Source organism: Paenibacillus sp. J22P51 (assembly GCF_059692215.1).
In genome coordinates this window covers 614288-635043 of the sequence record NZ_JCAUAZ010000002.1, presented here as the reverse complement: position 1 = coordinate 635043, position 20756 = coordinate 614288, and the positions used below count along the sequence as shown (strand labels likewise).

The window sequence follows — 20756 nt, the reverse complement described above, 5'->3', positions numbered from 1 at the left end:
ATAATTAAAGAGCCCATAAATACATAGTCAGATATTTGAGACATTGTCATACGCCACCTTTTCCTTTCTATAATAAATTTGGTATTACATTTTAATATACCTACAAGTCGACTCAATAAAAATTGTATTATGACTTAAAAAAAAACTATAACACAGATTATCCGTGAAATTTGTCGATTTTTGCCATTTCAAATCACGAATTCACCAACGTTCAATATTAGTCCATGATTTATACGTATTCTAAGGGAGTGGAATCAGCTGCAAGGATGCGTGATGCGTCCCTCCATTGTTATGGAAGCAACAGGCTATTATCATAGCCCCGTTGTTCAGTTTCTGGATGACACCAGTATTTGAACATCGTCATTAATCCTTTAATCTCAAAATTTTCACCTTCTAATGCCATTCGGAGGAATAACTTGGAGCTTAACAATAAGCAAGTTTGGGCCGTCGGGCAGGAAATCAAAATTAACAGACTCCGCGTATTGCCCCGTGTTTCTTTGGCGAATAAGTAACGGAGTTAGTTTATTATTTACAAAGTACTGGGCAGTCGCCTTATATTTGCCAAGGGGAAGACGCTCTAGCCCTACCCCTGTTAGCCCTACCCCTGATTGAAGGGGCGCTACAAGAGAACTAATGGGAGTACCCCCGCTTCCTCCAAGTTGGGATGGGCCAAGTGGTGTAAGCGTCAGTACGACACTATTCAAGTCAAAATTACTTATTACCCCAATCTCTAAGCCGACTTGAACGACTCCCTTGGAGAGATCATAAACAAAGTTACGAATGGCTCCTGCACTTGTTCCGAACGGATCAACAATCTGTGATGTTAAATTGATGCTATATTGACTACCATTTAAATTAAACGCAAATACGCTATACGTTTTCCAAGTAGCCTTTACTTCCGGAAGCTCAATACGATAATAACCATCTACATTTGTCACAGCACTTACATAGCTAAGATAATTAAACTGATTTTCGGCATACACTTTGATCCCTGCCAAAGGTTTTCCTGAGGAATCGATCGCTCTGCCTTTTACGACAAATGGTTCAACTTTCTCCGATTTGGATCCGTATCCCGTACCCATTTGACCCCCAACTCCATCCTGATTTGAATTTGAACATGCAAATAAAAGTCCAACGAGAGTTAGAATGCATACTAGTGCCAGAATGCGCCTTCTCAATCACGAACTCCTCCTTAATTAGGATTTTTCATATACTCTCAATTCCAATTTACTTCCACTCTTCCTGCTCATCGGAAATCAACTACAATTGTAGGGTATGCGGTTCGTAGATCAGGTGCTTAGGTTCCGGATCCCCTGATTGATAAAATTAGGATATTACTGGGATGACGCGGATCTGCCCAATAGTGCAAAAAAGCCGCCAAAATGGCGACTTTTCAACATTCTTAATAAACAATAGTGACTCGCAATACTGCACGTTACTTGAATGAATAATAAAAGACCCGCCGCAAAGCAGGCTCATTCACTATCGTTCTGCGTTAGCTCAATCGTTCTTTTATTTGTTTGAGGTGATGATTGTCGTGGTCAATAAATATCTTTAGATATTTTCCAATTGTAAATTGCCGTTTCCCTGAACCAATTGTAAATATTACATCACTATCGATTCCAGACATCGTTTCAATCAACTGTCTTCTTTTCTCAACAAACTCATCTATTAAAGAGCCAGTTGTTTTAAAAGCACTGATATATTGAATAGCCTCACTATTATGCTCATCATGGTCGGGAAATGAGATTAATACAGTTCCTTGATCCATCGATGGAATATGCTTATCCAGGATGAATTTATCCCAATAAAATAGATGGCCTATTATTTCCTTAACTGACCATTTGCCTTCATTAATTGGTTCGAGAAAACGATGTTCATCAAGCTCTTTAAACCTCGATAGTTCTTCGATTATCTTTCCATAGTTCAGTAGTTCTTTAATAGCCATATTAATCCTCCCATATAACTTATAAATTAATGTTAATTATATCCTTAACTGATGCACGGGTAAAGAACATTTGTTCGATATTGTGACCAAAGTGCGTATGGAAGCTGCCAAGGAGCTGTTAAAAGATCCCGATCTTAAAATATTAGATGTCTCCGATATGGTCGCACTTCTTCAGATTTCCTAGGAAATAAAAGCAAGCCTATCTCAAGTAAAACATTGGTTTAGGCTTCTTTTTTCGTTACATCAGACCTATTTCCCTAATTTTGTCGAATCATTTCTAGTATTTGGGACATATGGGCATGTGAAAGAATCCCAGTTATACTAGGTTTTGAAATAAAATTCCAAAAACCCTCATCAATAATCGTTCATCGTGAAATTTTATTTCAAAATACGGTAACACGAAGGAGAGAACTAAAGAAATGAAATCATTTGTTTTCCGCCCTTTTATTTTCATATTTTGCATGCTTTTGGCGTTCGGATCTGTAAGCGCTTTATCAATTGCTTATGGTGAGACGATTGAGCTGTCCCCGCTGAAGGAAAAGGTCCAATCAAAAAATCTAACCAATCATACGTTGGAGCTAGAATTCGCAGGCACTCTTCCGTTAGCTGATCATACGGATGTCTTTCAAAATATGAATGGACAATGGTTTACCAAAAGTTTAAGCGATGTCATGGTCGGAGCGAAAAATGCCGAAGTTTATAAAAATACAGCTGGGCAAATTGCCCGGATTGTCCTTCAAGGCGAAACTCCGATGAACGTGATGCGTGTAGGGATTCGTGTTGATATTTCCAACATTGCGGATACGACTCAGCTGAACCACGCCAAAGTAGATCTCAAATCGGTGCAAGGGTTTCAGTTAACGGATAAAATTGCTAATCATACTTTTGACATTTCAGCTGGAAGCTTGCTTTCCGTTACTCCTGACAACGGTAAAATGAAAGTAACTGTGAATGGCGCAGACTTATACAGTACCTCTAATAGACTCTATGCAGTACCTACCAACCTTGCACAGAAGTTAGAAATATCCTCTATAAAAAGAGCACCAAGCACACCTCCGCAATACCGAGGTGTCATGGAATTATTCTTGAACCCTGACAAAGATAAGCTGCGCGTAGTTAATGAACTAGGCATGGAAGAATACTTATATCAGGTCGTTCCCAGCGAAATGCCTGCCAGTTTTGGTTTGGAGGCACTGAAGGCACAAGCCGTGGCAGCCAGAACGTATGCGCTGACTGATTATTTATCCAACCGGTTCGCCGAACAAGGTTTTCATATTGATGACAGCACACTTAGCCAAGTGTATAACAATTCAGCAGAGAATACATTGACTACGCAAGCAATCAACGAGACGGCTGGTCAAATCATGATGAGCGGACAAGACTTGGTTGACGCACGCTTCTATTCAACTTCAGGCGGTTTCGGCGCTTCCAAGCATGAAGTTTGGTCAGACGTCATTACGAATAAGTTCCCTGGAACTCCGCTTCCGTATTTAACAGCAGGCAGCTACACCTTCGATTTGGCTGACAGCAGCAAGCTATACCAAATGAATACCGGAGATGAAGCGGCAGTAGGAGCTTTTTACAAAAATCTGGCTTACAAAGGCTACGACTCCGATTCCTTATATTTCCGTTGGAAAGTGGGTCTAACCCATCAGGAACTAGAAAAAACGATCAATGCCAACTTGGGCTTGAGGTATACGGCTGACCCTAACTTCATACTCACCCGTACAGCAGACGGTTCGTTTCAAAGCTTACCCATCCCTGCCGAAGGAATTGGATCTTTCAAAAACATGTACGTTGCCAAACGAGGTGCAGGCGGCAATATCACAGAACTTGTAGTGGAAGGCAGTACCGGGACATACAAGATCATTAAAGAGTTCAATATCCGATTTACAATACGACCAAGTAAAGTTTATACCGGAGGACCCGACATTTTAGCTTATCGGGCTAAAGGCGGCGCTGCTGATTATGACCCAAGTGCAACACTTAAAAATCCAAGCATCCTCTACTCCGCTTTCTTTACTTTTGACATTACGCGAGATGCTAACGGTGCTGCGACAGGCGTAACCTTCTTTGGAGGGGGCAACGGTCACGGTGTAGGGATGAGCCAATTCGGTGCCTCGATGCTTGGCGGAATGGGCTGGACTTATGACAGGATCTTGAATGCTTATTACCCTAACATGCAATTCCATAATTACAACACTAGCAACCTCATCTTAACCCGTATTGAAGCAAATGGACCTAGTGTGCTTAAAGCTGGAGAATCTGCCCTGCTGCTAGTGAGCGGCCTGTACACCAATGGATCCCGTGCTGACATTATTTCTGGCGTGAACTTTACTTCAAGTGCACCCGATGTTGCTGCTGTCGACACCACCGGTAACTTAACTGCGCTTAAAGCAGGCAGTACCATGGTGACAGCCTCTTACAACGGTAAAATCGCTCAGATAGAGGTTAAGGTCGTACCTGCCAAACCTGTAAGCATTCAAATTACGGGATTGCCAGAGAAGTTGAAAACCGGTGAAACGGCTAAGCTTAAAGCAATCGGAACTTATGCAGATGGCAGCACGGCTGACTTAACTGCATTCAGCGTTTTCACATCAAGCGACGCACAGTTAGCAACGATTACTTCTAGCTATGAGTTACTTACATTAGATAAGGGAGATGTGAGCGTCCACGCCTCCTATGAAGGCGTAACGAGTCCTGCCATATCTGTAAAAATACACGGTAACTTTAATGATAAAGATAATGATAAAGATAAATAACAAGAGATCAAACGGCCTTTCAAACAATTGAAAAAAGATCGCCTACCACCTGAATATATCGGTGATTGGCGATCTTTTTTATAAAGGGATAATAGCGAGCCCCGAAGCTTCATTCCCTACTATTATCGTGTCAATAACCTTATTATCCTTGATTCTGATAACAGAAACTGTATTTTCTCCAAAATTGGCAACATAGGCATATTTACTATCTTGTGTAATGGCTACAATGCCAGGTTTCATCCCCACCGGTATAGTAGCTTTCACCTTGTTATTGGATAGTTTTATGGCGGAAACCGTGTTATCCCCTTCATTCCCAACGTAGGCCAATTTGTTGTTAGGGGTTATGGCTACACCGATTGGTTTGATGCCTACTTTAATTTTATTTAGAATCCTTCGACTTCGAACCCCTATTACCAATACATGTTCATCCGTGGTGACATAAGCTAACTTGCCGTTCGTCGTGAAAGCAATCTGATCCGGACCAACGCCAGCTTTGATCGTGTCAATCACCTTATTGTGTTTCACATCGAAAATAGAGATCGAATTCTCGTCGTTATTGCTTACAAATCCAAGCGTTCTAATGCCCTTCTTCTGAGGCGTAATGGTTACTCCTATCGGATTTTTGCCGACCTTTATCGTTTCAACGACTCTTTGTTTCTTTATACATATGACTGAAACCGTATGATCAACCGAATTCGTAACATAGACGAACTTTCGCGATGTACCAACATCCGATGGACCATTTCCGACCTGGATGGTTCGGATTATAGTATTTGTTTTTCTATTAATGACTTGAGCGGTGTTATCACGTTTATTGACAACGTAAGCATATTTCCCATCGGGTGTAACGGCAATCTCGAATGGTCCACTACCTGTCTTAATGGTTGCCTTAACCTTTCTGGTTCGGGTATCAATTACAGACACGGTATCATCGTTGTAATTCGTGACATAAGCGAAATGAAATGATGGCGAAGGTCTACACGTGGTCACAAGGAATGCCCCTCCTTCAAATGCTGTCTTATTCTAATCTATTAATTGGCTTAAAGGAGTGGCACGGCCATTTGTAGATATTTAGCACTAAGCTAGAGGTCGGGCCTTCAACTCATGCGTAAATTAGTGAATGCAGTGGTATTTGATAACTCCCTGAATACTTGGTATAATCAGAATGAGAACACATATTCTCGTTTATATGTAATCCTTATTCAGGGGGCAGGGTTATGTCCAATAACGTAAACCAGAGAAGAATCATTTTAGATTTAGCAGTGACTTTAGATGGGTTTATCGAAGGGAAAAATGGAGAAATTGATTGGTGCATCATGGACCCGGAGATGGGGTTCACTCACTTCTTGAATCAAATTGACACCATTTTCTATGGGAGAAAAAGCTACGATTTATGGGGACAATATAAACCAAACCCGAGTGACTCGGATACCGACAAAGAATTGTGGGAATTGGTTCATAGTAAAGTGAAATATGTGTTTTCCAGAACACAAAAAGAGACTGATCATCAAGCCATATTTATAAATGAAAATATTCTTGAAGAAGTAAGTACTTTGAAGAGTAAGCCTGGTAAAGACATCTGGCTATATGGCGGAGCAAGTCTCATTACAACTTTTATCAATTTAGGGCTTGTTGATGAATTTAGATTATCTGTGCACCCTGTTATTTTGGGAGAAGGAAAACCGATGTTTATAGATATCAAACAGAGGTTGAATTTAAAAATGGTTCATACAAAAACGTTCTCTTCTGGCGTTGTGCAACTCATCTATCATTGCGAAGGTAATTAATGGGAGGAAGGCATTCCTTCAGATCACCTTGTTCGTGTCGTGAATATAGCTGTGAAGCATGCAAAAGTGCATCCTTTTTTATCGAATTAACCACTCCATCTGAAATGCTTGCAAAAGTGCAACTGTTTCTGCCGGCACTCATCATTTTGTCATTATTCGGTCCTAAAGGATGCACTTTTGCACTAATTTATCTATATTTAACCGATTTCCCCGAAAATAAGTGTACTTTAGCATCTTTGACCTGATCTAGGGGTTCAATAACAATTTATATTGCTTTATAGAGCTTACATGCATGCCCTCATGATACAACGTGAAATTAAGAAAATCTCCAATGGTTTCAAGTATAAATCCGCTGGATGTCTTATACGGTGAAGGTGCTTTTTCCCCTAACCGATCCTTTAAAGCCCTTTGAATGCGCTCTTGCTGATTTTGCAACATGTCTACCACTTCCGATATCGTCGGTGGAGTCTCCGTCCAAGCTAGCGGAGTTGTCCCAGCGGCAAATAATGCCATAAACGATTCTGGGAGTTGTGCGTCAAAACCATGGATCATAAACGCAAACCTTTCTTGAACCAAATAGATATGCCCTGCGAGCCATAGAATATGGTTTCTACATTTTTCAGGTATGCGAGATGCGGTACTTTCAGTAACTCCTTCGAGTACCTTAAGTGTATTATTTCGGGCAAATTCCAACTGCTTGAATACCAAAGATTCCAATTGATCTACTCCTTTATAGAGATAAGGCGATTTTTAAAAGGCAGTTCTATTTCAACAGTAGTCCCCTGATTAATTTTGCTGCGAATTGACAATTTGCCTGCATGTCCTTCGACTATGCGTTTGCAAACCATTAGTCCTAAACCAGTCCCATTAGTCTTTGTGGTGAAAAACGGCTCCCCTAACTGGGTTAACCTATCTTCAGAAATGCCTACCCCTTGATCTTTGACGCAGATAATCAAGTCTTGATTTAAACGATTTCTGCATGATATTTGTATTATTCCCCCACTATCCATCGACTCTATCGCATTCTTCAATACATTAATTAAAACTTGTTTGATTTGGTCTGGAATACAAGATATTGCGGGGAGTTCTTGATCCATGTCCATTTGTATTTGAACGTTATGCAGAAGAGCATGCGGTTGTAAAAAACTGATTACACTTTGAACAAGCTCTAAAGCCTTACTCTCTATGTAGTAATTCAGATGTGGTTTGGCTAGAGTCATAAATTCATTGACTACATAATTAATATGTTCAAGTTCTTCCATCATCACATCAACATAGTCTGTATTTTTAGATTTTAGTAACTGTACAAACCCCTTCAAGGAAGTCAATGGATTACGTATGTCATGTGCGATCCCCGCTGCTAATTGACCAATGAGCGCCAATTTTTCAGACCTAATAATCGCTTCTTCCGACTTTTTACGCTCAGTGAGATCACGAATCACACTCTGTACGACAGGATACCCCAAATTTTTATGGACATAAATAGAAGCTATTTCCACATCAATAAAAGTGCCGTCTAACTTTCGCAGCTTTCTCTCAATAAAATCACTGTAGCTATCCATATCCATTTGCATGACCTGCTGAAGTCGCGCTAAAATAACATCCTTGTCATTTGAAAAGAAAAATTCAAAGATTGATCTTCCAATGAACTCGTCTGATGAAGCACCGCCAACAAGTTTGCAACAAGCATCGTTCACAAACTGGATGATCCCATCCTTATGTAGCGCAATGGGTTCAGGATTTAGTTTAATCAATCTTCTAAACTGTTTTTCTCTTTCTAAAAGCTCCTCTACCTCTTTTTTCTTTTCACTAATGTCCCTTTCCACGCCGACAAATCCAATGACCAATCCTTCCGTATTTTTCACAGGTGATACTGTTTCATTCACATAAAATGTAGATCCGTCTTTTCTAAGTTTTAACGCTTCGAAATTCTTGATTTGCTCTCCGTTTAATAAAGATTTAAATAGTTGAAGCGTTTCTTCCTTATAATAATCAGGAGTCATCGGCAATACTTGCCCGATAACCTCTTCCCTAGTCCAGCCATGTAACTCTTCAAATTCCTTATTAACATCTAACACAGTTCCATTAACATCAACAATTACAATACCATCGGAGGTTAAGTTCATTAAAGAATCGATTAAATATTCTTTCAGTCTCATGAGTAAACGTCCCCTAAACAACAAGTTATTTAGGTTTTATTCGTCTCCCATGGGCAAAACCCTTTATTGAACGTCTTGTAATTTGTAAAAAATATGAATACACATCCACTGTAGCCCTATCATTGTCAAGGGTATCCCCCATTTACGAGATCGAACAACCGATCAGGCCGCAATCTCTCCACAATCAGCTTCCACTTTCCATCCGAAATGACGCGCATTTATGAACGGAGCTTTATAACAAGCGGATGCGTCGCATCAAGTATACACTCACAATCGAAATGAATTTCATTTCCTATGATTCGGTACTCCAGCCTAACGCCATTCCATTGAATTTGTTCGATCGCGACAAGTTGCTCCTCGGGAAGTTTGAGCACCTTTAAGATTAGTTTACCGCCTAATACTTGAATAAGCACTTGCTCCGAACTCTTCTCGTAGGTTCCCCAGCCTGCATCGAGTGACCAGAAGGTACGGAATATCACCTCTTCAGATTGCACGGGGTTGAAACCGATCATGCCTTCAACCATATTGTACTCAAATCCGCTGAAAGCCTGCAGCAAGGAGTAGCTGGCCATCGATCTGGCGTAATTGCTGCCGCACTCGATCTCGTTCCATGGATTGCGCTTTTCGCCGTCGTAACGATCACGGATCGCTTGTACGATGGAAATCCCCTCTTCAATGAATCCTTCCTGGATCATGTGCGAGGCCGCCTGATATTCAAAACCAGTCATTGTTTCCGTGTTATACGTCAATGGAATCGCTGGTTTGCTTATTCCTTCGGGCCACGTACAGATCACGAGTCCACCCTCGTCATTAAGCGAGTACAACCTCCAAGTATTGGCCTCGTGTCTCATGCTGGCTTTAAAATTATACCGATACAGCGATTGCAATGCAGTCCGGGTTTGATCTCTATCAAAAATTTCTCCCAGCCCAGATAAATTAGCATGCCACTGCGCAATGACCTGGTCGATGACACAGCCTTCGGCGACCTGATATTTGATTTCTCCCAATTCCTCGTTCCAATATTGACGAACCGTCTTCTCGTCAAATTGATCTAGCAAGGATTTATCCGACAAATCGACTTGCTGAACGTAATACCTGCCATTGAATAGATGCTCGTTTACCCACTGCTTACCGGTTTGAAACAAGCTGCTGAACTCTTTTGATGTCACTTGATCACCTAAGAACCTAGCCATTTCGGCCCCCGCTTTGAGCGCGGCCAAATAAAATCCACTCAACCAGGAGTTTGGACCATAAAGCTCCATATCCAACGTATGATGCTGTCTGCCGACAAGAACTCCTTTCTTCTCGGGGTCCCACTTGTCTTCGTTGCTGTCAGACCAAGCGTACTCAATAGATTGCTTAATTGCGGGCCAGACAGATCGCAACCATTCCGTGTCCCCCGATATTTTCCAATCACGGTAAGCTTTAATGACGCCGCCGAATTGTCCGTCCGCACAGGCGCGGAAGTCCACCCTCTCACGTCCAAGAGGGAGCATCAATCGGAATGACATTCTGCCATCCTCGCGTTTGTTGTACGTGAAATCAAGATTCCTCATGCTGCGTTCCAGCTTTGGGAACAAAAATGGCAGCGCGTAAGCATAGTTCCATACATGTGTACAGGATCCTTCACAACACCCGGTGTCCTCAATGACGCCTTCAAATCCATAAAAAGAACCATCGGTCAGTCGTAAGCTCGTCGCCGACTTGAGGACAGATAGGTTCGCGGAAACCGCATCTTTGACAACATTAGGCACCGTGGAAGAAAACAGAGCTTCTTTAAATGAAAGTGTGGATTCGTATAGATAATTCCAATACTCGAAAGCATACTTCGCGCTTGACCGAGAATCTTCAAATAGGGTTGCATAATAATTTCGCCAGACGTTAGGACCATCTGGATTCGGATTCCAATAATTGTTCACATTCGGGAAGCTCCAACTAATTGTGAATCTGATCTTTTTCTTCTCGCCAGGCATCAGCTCCGTATGCGCAGCTAGCGATGCCGTATCCTTCCTGTGGAAAGGAGGTTCATCCTCGTGATACTTCCTGTTGTTCAATTGCCCAGGCAGCGTGAAGTCATGCCAGAACATCTCAAGATTATCGCACCACCCGCCACGATACCAATATTCTTGGAAGCTAATATCTGCCGCATCTGTGGCAATCGTTATATCGCCATAATAAGGATCTTCGTTGTCAAATTGATTCGATCCTAATAGGATCGAATGGACACCATCGATTTCGCTGTACTGGTGAACAACCTTATCTGTCGGAATGGGATTGCCTGCAGAGAGACATAGCGTATAGGTGATCGGCACATCTTCCGTATTTTCCAGCTCCCACTCGAAGAAGGCAGCTGGAATACTTGAATCATCCTCTTGAAGGGGAATGAAAGGGTTAAAGGCTACTAATTCAATGCGTCCCGGGAACTTCGATTCCACGAATAACATTTCGGCCAATGGGAATTCTCCCCTGAACTCGACTTCTTCGAAATGCGGCATGCCTGCCATCGTCTCGCTCTCCGGTCCGAAGCCATATCCGCTATGTAAAGATGTATTTCGAACATGTTCGCCAACGTAAGAAGTTTGTAAATCTCCGTTTAACACCCGTGCATCTAACACGGTTCCATCTCGCTCTGCCTTTACAGCGAAATGGCTAAAACCGTTGAAGCTCTTTTTGCTCGGGCGATTAAAAATTTCCCAATCCACCAATCTTCCATTCCCCGACAAACCAATACATCCGCTTCCAATTCCACCTAAAGGAAAACTGATTTCTCGTGTTTTGGCGCCTTTATATACGTTTTCCATGGATGTAACCTCTCTCTGTAAAATGGTATACTTAAGTAACATACTCCCCTTATCATAATGGAAATGTAGGCTAAATTCTTTGTGGATAAGACGCTTTTTTTATGTAAAAAACAACTGCAACTGCATCCTGAAAGTGGTGACATACAGGTGATTTTAGAAAAGTATACGATAACTCCTTTTATTCGAATCGCGGGTTATGCCATCCGACCTCCGTTTGTTTTAGGTGAGCGCAATTTGCTGGATTATATCCTCTTTTATGTGCAAGAAGGTCAGTTTGAGATTCAGCTGGGCGGTGACATACATATGTTGAAGGAAGGCGATCTTTGTCTGTTTCAGCCTGGTGATGTGCATACGATTAAGGGGATTACCCCTACGATTAATCCGTATATTCACCTTGATTTTTTCTATAATCCTTTGAGGGAAAACAGCTTTGTAACCCTGCCTGGGCAACTGGACATGACTCCTTACGCCACTTATATGCAGCCTAGGATGCATGATTGCGAGGATCTCCGAATCCCATTTAAGCTGGAGACGGCCCACTCTAATAAAATGAGAGATCTGGTGCTGAAGATGATCGAATGCTGGCAGCTGCAAACCTATATGGGCGTCATGGAAGCCAATCAGCTTGCCCACGAATGGTTGACTGTTGTATTTAAAAACTACATGAAACCACAACTGGGGTCTTTATCTCAACAGCCATTTTTGAACTGGATCACATCTTACTTTGCATTTCACATATCCGAACCGATTAACGTCATCGATATGGCAAAGAGAGCCGGGCTTTCGCCATCTAGGTTTAACGTACTCTTCAAACAGCATTTTGACACGACGCCGTACCAATATTTATTACATTTACGCATCGAACATGCGCGAGAATTATTTAACGAAGGCGTCTCCATTCAGAGAGTGAGCGAATACTGCGGCTTTACGGATGTTCATCACTTCTCCAAAACGTTTAAATCCATAACGGGTATTAGCCCTGGTACTTATAGAAGAAATCGACAAGTGGATTTATAGTAAAAAAAGAACGGTCCGCCTCAGGAGAGGAGCCATTCTTTTCCGTGTAAAACGCTTTCCAGAGCTAAATTGACTCTGCTTATTTGTCAATTGATTGCTCCTGTTGAGATCAACTTTTCTTTGATTTGAACATCGAATTGGACTTTTGGATAGATCTGAAGCCATTTGTCCCATTTAGTTTGATTGTCTAGGTGTTTGGCGAGGTAAGAAATTCCAAACCCGAAAGGATCCACCTGTTTCTTTTGAATTTTGCTGAGTAAAGCCGCGGCTCTTGTTTGAATAATTTTTTCCTGCGTCGCCGAAATATCATTTAGCTCATTCGCGGATACTTCTCTTGGATTGCTTCTCTCTATCCATATTTCAACATTTTGAAAGTCATGTAGCTTGCCAAGCTTACCTGATGTTAGAAAAAGACGTACGATTGCGTATGGTCAAATAAGTATGCTCGATCCCACAAGTATCTTTGATCCACGTTTTTATTTGATGCCCGGCCAAGTTTTCCATTTAGATCCATTAATGCAGACTCAATTAATTCATATCTCTCGGGTCCCCATGCCGCCTGTTTTTGTCGAACGTAGTTCAAACTCTCAATCAAGCTCAGACCTTTTATTCGCTGAAAAGGAGCAGCCCACAAAACCCAATCACACTTCATGTTTTTACAAGGGATCGCAAATTCCATTAACCCACATGCTCCCGTCTCTGTAGAGAGAGCAATTAGCCCACAGACATAATCAGAGCTGTGTTCAATTAAGAGCTTTTCTGCAAGCTCACTGTCAAATCGAAAACATTCTATATGAGTAATCTTACATTGCTGCAAACTTTCAAACGAAAGCCCTAAATCCGAATTTTTCAAATTTAGAGAAGAAATACGAAGGGTATAAGTATCCTGGTGATACTCGATTGTTTCATTCATTGTCAAAGTGTTCCCTTTGTTTAAAATTTCTTTGGCTGGCAGATTTTCAGGTATTGTGTTCGCCATCCTGTCCCTCCTAATACACAAGATTAGTTTGTTAATAAAAACAAAAATGACCTTCTCTGGAATTAGAGAAAGGTCATAAAAATTCAAAATCATATCCTCACTCTTATCACCCAGATTCGCTTTAGATCAGCGTTTCTGCAAGAATTAGCACCGTGCATTCCTTGTTTAACAAAGGTCTGTCGGTTGCCGGGTTTCATAGGGCTAGTCCCTCCACCTGCTCTTGATAAGAAAAATCAACGTATTCAGTTATCTCTATATTACTATAAAGTTCTGTGGTGTCAAGGGATTTAACACTCCCTATAACGAATCAAGTGTATCTTCAGCGAAAATACACTTTAACAGTCCTAACCTCTTACCCGTTCAACAAACTCTCGCGATACAGCTTTGGACTATATCCCGTCGTCTTCTTAAACATTCTGCTGAAATGCTCCACATTCAAATAACCGACCGTTTCAGCGATATCTGTAATTTTATTTCCCCGCTTTTTCATTAACCGTTTCGATTCTTCAATGCGTAAATTCGTTAAATATTGAATGAAGTTGCAACCAACTTCTTTCGTAAATTGCTTGCTTAAATAGCTTTCACTCACGCCAACCATTTCACTAATCAGCGTAAGATTTACGTCCTCTGTATAATGGAGATCGAGAAATTGCTTAGCCATCGTTACAACACTGCTATAGTTAACCTCTGACTTCGCCATTCCGTGAATGTGTTGAAATAACTGACTGCAGATGCGATATAGCCAGGTTTTCGTTTCATCTAACGTCTCCAAACTCTTCATGTATTCAAATGGATGCTGAAGTTCTTCATTGAGGTCATCCCAGCGAATACCTTTTCGATACAGCAGCCCGCCGAGCTCCCAAAGTAAATCCTCAAACGCAGCGTGGACATCCTGGGGCCTCCAGCCCCATGTTTGTCCTAGGAGCAGCTGCATCTGCTCAAACTCCCTGGTCCATAACTCCACATTATTTTGTTCCAGCAGCTGTGCAATGCCGGCACCGGTCGCTTTCAATGTGACCTGCAGCTTACGGGCATGCTCAAGTCCACTGTCAGCACCGTATCTCCCCTGCTCCATACAGCTTTCCGGGTAGAATACTTTATTAAATCCGGCAAAATAACTCATGGAAGCCAGATGGGCAGCTTGCTGATACAATCGGTACCAATGTTGCATGCCGTTAGCTAGGTCGCTAATGCCTATCGAGATGGACACATTGACATACTGGTTCAGCCGAGTTTGAATCATGGAGAAGGCAGCCTGTATTTTTTCGCGAATCACACTTTCACTTCGAAATTGCGCTAAAGAACAGAACAGCACATATTCCGACTGACTCTTCCCATAAATGAGATGAGTGATCGACAGCGCGTCCAGAACGGTTTGCACGGACTGCGTGATGAACCTCTGAGTCTGTACATCCTTTAAACTTCTTTCCATCTTAGCCGCTGCTGGGGAGCCTTGCGAGATGGTAATCACGGCAACCAGCTGATTCGATTCGCTCAGCCATTCCACAATACCACTCCCCATACTCGCATAACGCTCTGCATCCTGCTCAGGATGGATGGCAATGAGCTGCCGAAGGGTTTCGCTTTTCCGATCAATCTCTTCTTCCGTATGTTCAGTCACTCTAGGGGATGGCGTCTCCCGCATTCTGAGCTCATTGACCGCTTTCAAGACAACGGGAACCAGGTGCTCCTCATCCATATCTGACTTCACGATGAAATCCATCGCACCCAGCAAGAAGGCTTCCCTGACATAGCTGTACTCGCTATAGGCACTTAACATGATGGCAACAGGTCTTCGCTTCTGTTCAATCGCCGGAAACGCTCGCAGCAGCTCGATACCATTCAGCCTTGGCATCTCAATATCAAGCAGCAGCAGATCAATATCAACGTGCTGCTCAAGAATAGCAAGAGCCTCCATACCATCTCCGGCTTCGAATGCGACTTGGATCCCCATACTATCCCAGTCGATCATATGCTGCAGCGCAAGACGAACAAGCGGTTCATCGTCGACTATCATCATTTTAAGCAACCTATTCATCCCCCGTCAGCCAAGTTGATCTTACTCCAATTAACCTTTCACCGCTCCATCCATAAGTCCTTTGAAAATATACCGTTGAAAAACGATATAGAATATAGCACTCGGTAATAAGACAATGATAATCCCTGCACAGAGCATTGACAAATCCGAGCTGCGCGTACTCACGAACGAAGTCAATGAAGTTGCGAGCGTCGCCAGTTTCTTATTTGGCATATACAGCTGTTGAACGAAGATATCATTCATGATGGTCACACTTTTCAATATCGCCAATGTTGCCGTTGCTGGCAGCAGGAGCGGGAAAATGATCGAACGGAAAATGCGAACGTAAGAGGCTCCATCCAGCATTGCGCTCTCGTCGAGCTGTACGGAAATCTTTTCGAGAAATTGCATGTAAATGTAAATCTGCATAATATCAGTTCCAATATAAATGAGGAGTGGTGCCCCCAATGTATTATAAACACCGAGTGAATGAATGAGTTGGAACCGAGCAATTTCTGTCGTGTAAGCAGGAATAATCATCGCCATCATAAAGAGGACGAGAATCCACTTTTTCATCCGGAATTGAAATCGATTGAGCACATAAGCTGTCATGGTCCCAAGCAGCATATTGCCAAGCATACTCAGCACGACCAGCAGGATCGAATTGCCCAAACCGCGAATCATATTGCCTTCCTTCAATGCGCTCACATAATTATCGATATGAAGAAAGCTCTTCGGCAACGAAAAAGGAGACGTTTCAGCCAGCTCCAAATTCGTCTTAAACGAACCGAATACGACGAGCAGAATGGGAACGAAAATAAGGATAACCATGAGTGTAAAAAGGACGTAGTAGACGATATTGCCAGCTAAACGATGCGAGCTCATCAATCGTGTACGGCTCGGCAGCGGCTGGTGCTTACGCGATTGTTCAAGAATTACTGTACGTTCCATGTCAAGCCTCACTCCTGTCTTTCACGATCCAAGCTTGCAGTGATGAAAATATAATGATCAGGAATAAGAGAATAACCGCCATCGCGGAAGCTAGACCGTAATTATTGTAAGTAAACGCCGTTTGGAGTGAAAATAGTCCAAAGGTGCTGCTTGCACTTCCGGGACCGCCGTTCGTCATAACAAGCGGAATGTCATACTGGAGAAGGGCTCCAGATACATTCATAAACAAGATGATTTCGACGACGCGTCGAATGCCTGGAAGTGTTACATACCGCTGTTGCTGCCAAAAGTTGGCCCCATCTATTTCTGCTGCTTCATAGAGATCTTTCGGTATGGATTGCAGTCCAGCCAGAAATAGTACGATATGCACGCCACTGTAACGCCATAAAGAAACAACAACCAACGAATAATTCACAATCTTCGCATCGCTCAGCCAGCTATGAATCCATGATTCGAGTCCAATCGCTTTCAACAGCTCATTCAGCGGCCCATTGATGGGATTGTAGATGTAACTGAACATATAGGCTACGGCAATACCATTAATAATGTAGGGCATCAGTACGGAAAAGCGGAAAAATGCACTCCCTCGCAGCGCTCTGGTTAACAGTACCGCCATAATGAGTTCGAGAGGAATAGCGATTGTATGTAATAGAAAGTAGGTCGCATTATTTCTAATCGCATGCCAGGCTTCTGGGAAGTCAAACAGCATTTGCATATAATTGTCAAAGCCAATGTACTTAAAACTCGGGCTATAGCCATCCCAGCTAGTGAAGCTGTAGCGAAATAACTGCAAGGTTGGATAGATGAGAAACAACAATAAGAGAGAAACAGGTACGAACAGAAACGATACAATGACGACTTTCTGCTGCATGCGATAATTCATAAGATCACTCCTGTATAAAAAGAGAGGGCACTACTCCGATCGCTCAAATAGTACCCTCTATTTAATTACCTATTTATTTGATTCAACGGCTTTCTTCCACTTGTTATTCAATTCTTTCTCCAACGTATCAATCGGTTTACCTGAGTAAATTTCCTGCGCCGCCTTTTTGAAATCAAATTGTGCCGCACCGCTTACTTTGGCAAAGCCTTCATCCGTTGCTGAGTAGATAAATGGTTTAAACGGATACTTCTCCGTCCACTTGTTAAAGAACGGGAGATCTGTACTAACCCCATTAATCGTGGAAAACTGTTGAGCCATATTAATAAATGATTGATATACATCTTTACTGAACATCCAATCGAAGAATGCTTTCGCTTCCTCTACGTTTTTGCTGTTTTTGTTAATGCCGACATTCATATCGGACACCGTCATGGATGTCAATGGCTCGCTCTCTGTGCTTCTGAAAGGAAGCGGGAATACGCCAAGATCTTCATCTGTTTTAACTTTATTCGCATAATCTCCGTAGTACCATTGACCCGCTGCGATCATAGCAGCTTTTTTAGATTCGAATAACTGTGTGGATTGATCAAAGGATATGGATAGAGCATCCGGACCCGCCAACTTCTTCGTTGACATTTCTTTAATTATTTTACCAGCCTTATCAAAGGTACTGCCATCTCCGAAAGGCTCCGGCGTCTTCGCCAAGTTCGCTAAGTAATTCTCATCCCCAGAAAGAATGTGTGGACCGAACTCCATGAACGGATAGAATGTCCAGTCTTCCTTACCACCGATGGCGATTGGTGTATACTTTCCGTTTGTTTTAATTTTCTCCATCGTAGTCATAAACTCAGGCATTGTTTTCGGAACTTCCAAATTCAACTCTTTGAAAATGCTGGGGTGGAAGTATACAAATTCCGAGAAAGAAACGAGCGGCGCACCCAATATTTTGCCATCGATTTTAGCTGGAAATTTATTATTCTTCGCGCCAGCCAAGTCATCGAGCGGGAGGAGAGATTGTTTGTAAATTTGCATATGTGCTGGCTTTAAATAGAACAGATCAGGCAAGTCGTTGGCAGCCAGGCGCACCTTTAAGTACTGACCGCCGTTATCCGGCACCATCTCTACATCTACGGTCACATTCGGCTTCAATTTTGTGTATTCTTTCACTTTGTCCGTCCAGAACTTGATGTCGCCCTTGGCATCCCACATGGCCAGCTTCAGCTTAACGGGTTCCGCCGGTTTTGGCGTTGCCGCAGCCGCCTTGCTTTCTACGGGTTTGACTGAAGCTGCAGGTGAAACTGTTTCCTTAGAGCAGCCTGTCAATGCACTTAGCATGACAAGTCCGCCTACTAGCGCTGTGCTTACTAATCTTCTTTTCCCCATTCTTGAAACCCCTCCAATGAATGTTGCTTTGATTCGGTTTGTTGTTCAACCTGTATTCATCATACATGGGATGGAAACGCATCCAAATGATCTTTTTGGCTATGAAGTTGATCTTTTTTGAACTAGATTAAGCTTCCAACCGAAGCGGCCGTTCTTCTTCCTGATCGCGATGAAGAATAGGGATTCTCATGGAAACCCTCGTTCCCGTAGGTTCATTGGCGGTTAAGATAACGCCATAATCCTCCCCATGGTGCAGCTGAATCCGGTGATGAACATTGGCGACACCCATGCCGGTAAACGTATGGGGGCTGCGTCTCGTCCTGAACTCTTCGAGCTGCTCCTCCGTCATCCCCTCGCCATTATCGGAAATAACAATGTGTAGACTTCCTTCGTGAATGTGCGCTGCGATGACGATTTTGCCACGAGTTTCTTTACCAGCCATCCCGTGAACGATGCTGTTTTCCAAAATCGGTTGGAGCAGCAGTTTCAGCAAATACTTAGATTCGGCCTGGGGATCGATTTGCCATTCGATTTCAAATTTGTTGCCGTATCGAATCTCCATAATGTATAGATAATGCTTTAGATTGTCGATTTCATCGGAAAAACGAATAAGAACACCACCTCGGTTAAACGAGGATGAGACAAGTCGCATCAGTGCATTGGTCATATGACGGATGTTGTCTACTTTGCTGATTAGCGCCATTAGCTTGATGGCATTCAGTGTATTAATGAGAAAGTGGGGATTGATCTGCGACTGCAAGGCAGCAAACTCTGCTTTTCGTTTCGTTTGCTCTTGCTCTTCCCGCTGCCGCAAAAGCAGCTTGATCTGATCAAGCATATGATTGAATGTTTGACCAAGCATAGCCATTTCTGCAATACCTGAGGTTCCGATCTTAGCATTCAACTCCCCTTCCATCACAAGGGACATCTTACGAACGAGTACATGAATCGGCCTAGTTAGGCTGTGCACGAGATAGAAGGAAATAAGCAGAAATATAGCAATGACCGCAAAAGTCACGAACAGAACAAATTTAAATATACGGTCATAATTGGCTGTTACCTTACTATAGGGAATCTCTTGAACAGCTTTCCAGCCTGTATCACCAACGCTTGCATAGGTTACTAGCATCTGACGACCGCTAACCTGATCGATAAAATGCCCTTCACGAGCAACTCCGATTTGCTCCAGCTTTGCCGGCGTTAGACTCTCTTGATCCCAATTATAGCTGGCTGTAACAACTTGACCTTCCTTGCTGACGATCACATAGGTGGAATCATCATTGGGCTGCTGCCGTAAGATCTTATCGAACGCTTCCTCATTGAGCGAAAAATAGACCATTTCGACATCACTTAGTGTATGGTAATCACTCGGTGCAATAGCGGCAGCCACAGCCATAGGAACCGTCACGCCATACAGCAGTGTTTGTTGAAGACTAAGGAACTGTACATGATCTTTTTGCTGTAGTGTTTTCTGATACCACGCCTCAGAACGCAGCTCCTGTTCGTCCTTTGTCATGTTCTGCTTGAACGAATACACACCGCCATCTTTATAGAAAAAATGAATAGCAAGTAGCTGGCTGGACATCGAGTAGGTGTATCTACTCAGGGCAAGCGTCAGCTCGTTGATATCGGCATAACGGTTGCTCTCATCCGCTTGATGCAATGCCGTTGCCGTTGATAAAATGTCTCGATCCACACCAACTGCCGCAGCAGCGTATTCAATTTTACTGATCTCCTGTTGGGCTGAGTAGGTGACAGCATGAAGTGTTTGCAGCGTTCGTTCTGTTGTTTGCTGCAGCAAATCGCGTTTGTATACTTGGAGAATCATGGTACTGATTGTCACGATAGGAACGACCACCATGACGATTAACAAGACATGGAGAGTCGCTGAGAACGTCCATGGTTTAGCAAATAACTTCAACACCTTCACCCCGCAATCTCAAATACGAAATAAGACTTCGTAGTCATACATTCGTTCTATTTAGGGAGATGTCCTTTTATTTGACTAATGATCAACAAAAGTTAACTGCCGACAATTATTGCGAACGCTTGCAATTTTGGGCATCACA

General features: G+C 42.7%; 16 protein-coding genes and 1 riboswitch. Of the genes, 3 read left to right on the top strand and 13 right to left on the bottom strand.

What is annotated here, in order from left to right:
- Window positions 1-386: 386 nt before the first annotated feature.
- On the bottom strand, window positions 387-1082 hold the full coding sequence (locus tag AC58QC_RS07225) for a carboxypeptidase-like regulatory domain-containing protein (protein WP_497414508.1): 696 nt from the start codon (window positions 1080-1082) through the stop codon (window positions 387-389).
- 413 nt (window positions 1083-1495) lie between these two features.
- A complete protein-coding gene (locus tag AC58QC_RS07220; protein ID WP_497414507.1) occupies window positions 1496-1948 on the bottom strand; it encodes a DinB family protein in 453 nt (150 codons plus the stop codon).
- A gap of 419 nt (window positions 1949-2367) precedes the next feature.
- Between AC58QC_RS07220 and AC58QC_RS07215 the strand changes: the two genes are divergently transcribed.
- Window positions 2368-4710 (top strand): SpoIID/LytB domain-containing protein, encoded by a 2343-nt coding sequence (locus AC58QC_RS07215; protein WP_497414506.1) that lies wholly within the window; start codon window positions 2368-2370, stop codon window positions 4708-4710.
- A 78-nt stretch (window positions 4711-4788) separates the two neighbouring features.
- On the opposite strand, the gene AC58QC_RS07210 is transcribed toward AC58QC_RS07215, so the two are convergent.
- Complete coding sequence (locus AC58QC_RS07210; protein WP_497414505.1) at window positions 4789-5700, bottom strand: YVTN family beta-propeller repeat protein; 912 nt, start codon at window positions 5698-5700, stop codon at window positions 4789-4791.
- Between the two features lie 227 nt (window positions 5701-5927).
- On the opposite strand from AC58QC_RS07210, the gene AC58QC_RS07205 reads away from it, so the two are divergent.
- Window positions 5928-6497 (top strand): dihydrofolate reductase family protein, encoded by a 570-nt coding sequence (locus AC58QC_RS07205; protein WP_497414504.1) that lies wholly within the window; start codon window positions 5928-5930, stop codon window positions 6495-6497.
- Window positions 6498-6743: 246 nt separating this feature from the next.
- Here AC58QC_RS07205 and AC58QC_RS07200 read toward each other — a convergent pair whose 3' ends face one another.
- The 3 genes from AC58QC_RS07200 to AC58QC_RS07190 all read right to left on the bottom strand — a co-directional run bounded on the left by AC58QC_RS07200 (window position 6744) and on the right by AC58QC_RS07190 (window position 11457).
- Window positions 6744-7214 (bottom strand): DinB family protein, encoded by a 471-nt coding sequence (locus tag AC58QC_RS07200; RefSeq protein WP_497414503.1) that lies wholly within the window; start codon window positions 7212-7214, stop codon window positions 6744-6746.
- Between the two features lie 5 nt (window positions 7215-7219).
- The gene (locus tag AC58QC_RS07195; protein WP_497414502.1) at window positions 7220-8656 is read right to left on the bottom strand and encodes a PAS domain S-box protein; all 1437 of its coding nucleotides are present in this window, start codon (window positions 8654-8656) and stop codon (window positions 7220-7222) included.
- Between the two features lie 218 nt (window positions 8657-8874).
- A complete protein-coding gene (locus AC58QC_RS07190) occupies window positions 8875-11457 on the bottom strand; it encodes a GH116 family glycosyl-hydrolase (protein ID WP_497414501.1) in 2583 nt (860 codons plus the stop codon).
- A 147-nt stretch (window positions 11458-11604) separates the two neighbouring features.
- On the opposite strand from AC58QC_RS07190, the gene AC58QC_RS07185 reads away from it, so the two are divergent.
- Window positions 11605-12474, top strand: coding sequence for a helix-turn-helix domain-containing protein (locus tag AC58QC_RS07185; protein ID WP_497414500.1), 870 nt, complete (start codon window positions 11605-11607; stop codon window positions 12472-12474).
- An 86-nt stretch (window positions 12475-12560) separates the two neighbouring features.
- Here the strand turns inward: AC58QC_RS07185 and AC58QC_RS07180 are convergent, their stop codons facing one another.
- The 7 genes from AC58QC_RS07180 to AC58QC_RS07150 all read right to left on the bottom strand — a co-directional run bounded on the left by AC58QC_RS07180 (window position 12561) and on the right by AC58QC_RS07150 (window position 20608).
- Window positions 12561-12827 (bottom strand): Ger(x)C family spore germination C-terminal domain-containing protein, encoded by a 267-nt coding sequence (locus AC58QC_RS07180; protein WP_497414690.1) that lies wholly within the window; start codon window positions 12825-12827, stop codon window positions 12561-12563.
- 50 nt (window positions 12828-12877) lie between these two features.
- Window positions 12878-13453, bottom strand: a complete 576-nt coding sequence (locus tag AC58QC_RS07175) for a hypothetical protein (RefSeq protein WP_497414499.1) — start codon at window positions 13451-13453, stop codon at window positions 12878-12880.
- 100 nt (window positions 13454-13553) lie between these two features.
- Window positions 13554-13683: riboswitch (SAM riboswitch) on the bottom strand.
- Between the two features lie 122 nt (window positions 13684-13805).
- Window positions 13806-15473 (bottom strand): response regulator transcription factor, encoded by a 1668-nt coding sequence (locus tag AC58QC_RS07170; RefSeq protein ID WP_497414689.1) that lies wholly within the window; start codon window positions 15471-15473, stop codon window positions 13806-13808.
- A 48-nt stretch (window positions 15474-15521) separates the two neighbouring features.
- Window positions 15522-16421 (bottom strand): carbohydrate ABC transporter permease, encoded by a 900-nt coding sequence (locus AC58QC_RS07165; protein WP_497414498.1) that lies wholly within the window; start codon window positions 16419-16421, stop codon window positions 15522-15524.
- 1 nt (window position 16422) lies between these two features.
- Complete coding sequence (locus AC58QC_RS07160; RefSeq protein WP_497414497.1) at window positions 16423-17304, bottom strand: carbohydrate ABC transporter permease; 882 nt, start codon at window positions 17302-17304, stop codon at window positions 16423-16425.
- 69 nt (window positions 17305-17373) lie between these two features.
- Window positions 17374-18687: an ABC transporter substrate-binding protein gene (locus tag AC58QC_RS07155; RefSeq protein ID WP_497414496.1), complete on the bottom strand. Its 1314-nt coding sequence runs from the start codon at window positions 18685-18687 to the stop codon at window positions 17374-17376.
- A gap of 127 nt (window positions 18688-18814) precedes the next feature.
- A complete protein-coding gene (locus tag AC58QC_RS07150; RefSeq protein ID WP_497414495.1) occupies window positions 18815-20608 on the bottom strand; it encodes a sensor histidine kinase in 1794 nt (597 codons plus the stop codon).
- Window positions 20609-20756: the final 148 nt, after the last annotated feature.

Bases quoted from the DNA above. Each gene is read 5' to 3' on its own strand.
- AC58QC_RS07225 (WP_497414508.1), bottom strand. From the start codon at position 1,082: ATGGGTACGGGATACGGATCCAAATCGGAGAAAGTTGAACCATTTGTC.
- AC58QC_RS07220 (WP_497414507.1), bottom strand. From the start codon at position 1,948: ATGGCTATTAAAGAACTACTGAACTATGGAAAGATAATCGAAGAACTA.
- AC58QC_RS07215 (WP_497414506.1), top strand. From the start codon at position 2,368: ATGAAATCATTTGTTTTCCGCCCTTTTATTTTCATATTTTGCATGCTT.
- AC58QC_RS07205 (WP_497414504.1), top strand. From the start codon at position 5,928: ATGTCCAATAACGTAAACCAGAGAAGAATCATTTTAGATTTAGCAGTG.
- AC58QC_RS07195 (WP_497414502.1), bottom strand. From the start codon at position 8,656: ATGAGACTGAAAGAATATTTAATCGATTCTTTAATGAACTTAACCTCC.
- AC58QC_RS07190 (WP_497414501.1), bottom strand. From the start codon at position 11,457: ATGGAAAACGTATATAAAGGCGCCAAAACACGAGAAATCAGTTTTCCT.
- AC58QC_RS07175 (WP_497414499.1), bottom strand. From the start codon at position 13,453: ATGGCGAACACAATACCTGAAAATCTGCCAGCCAAAGAAATTTTAAAC.
- AC58QC_RS07170 (WP_497414689.1), bottom strand. From the start codon at position 15,473: ATGATGATAGTCGACGATGAACCGCTTGTTCGTCTTGCGCTGCAGCAT.
- AC58QC_RS07165 (WP_497414498.1), bottom strand. From the start codon at position 16,421: ATGGAACGTACAGTAATTCTTGAACAATCGCGTAAGCACCAGCCGCTG.
- AC58QC_RS07160 (WP_497414497.1), bottom strand. From the start codon at position 17,304: ATGAATTATCGCATGCAGCAGAAAGTCGTCATTGTATCGTTTCTGTTC.
- AC58QC_RS07155 (WP_497414496.1), bottom strand. From the start codon at position 18,687: ATGGGGAAAAGAAGATTAGTAAGCACAGCGCTAGTAGGCGGACTTGTC.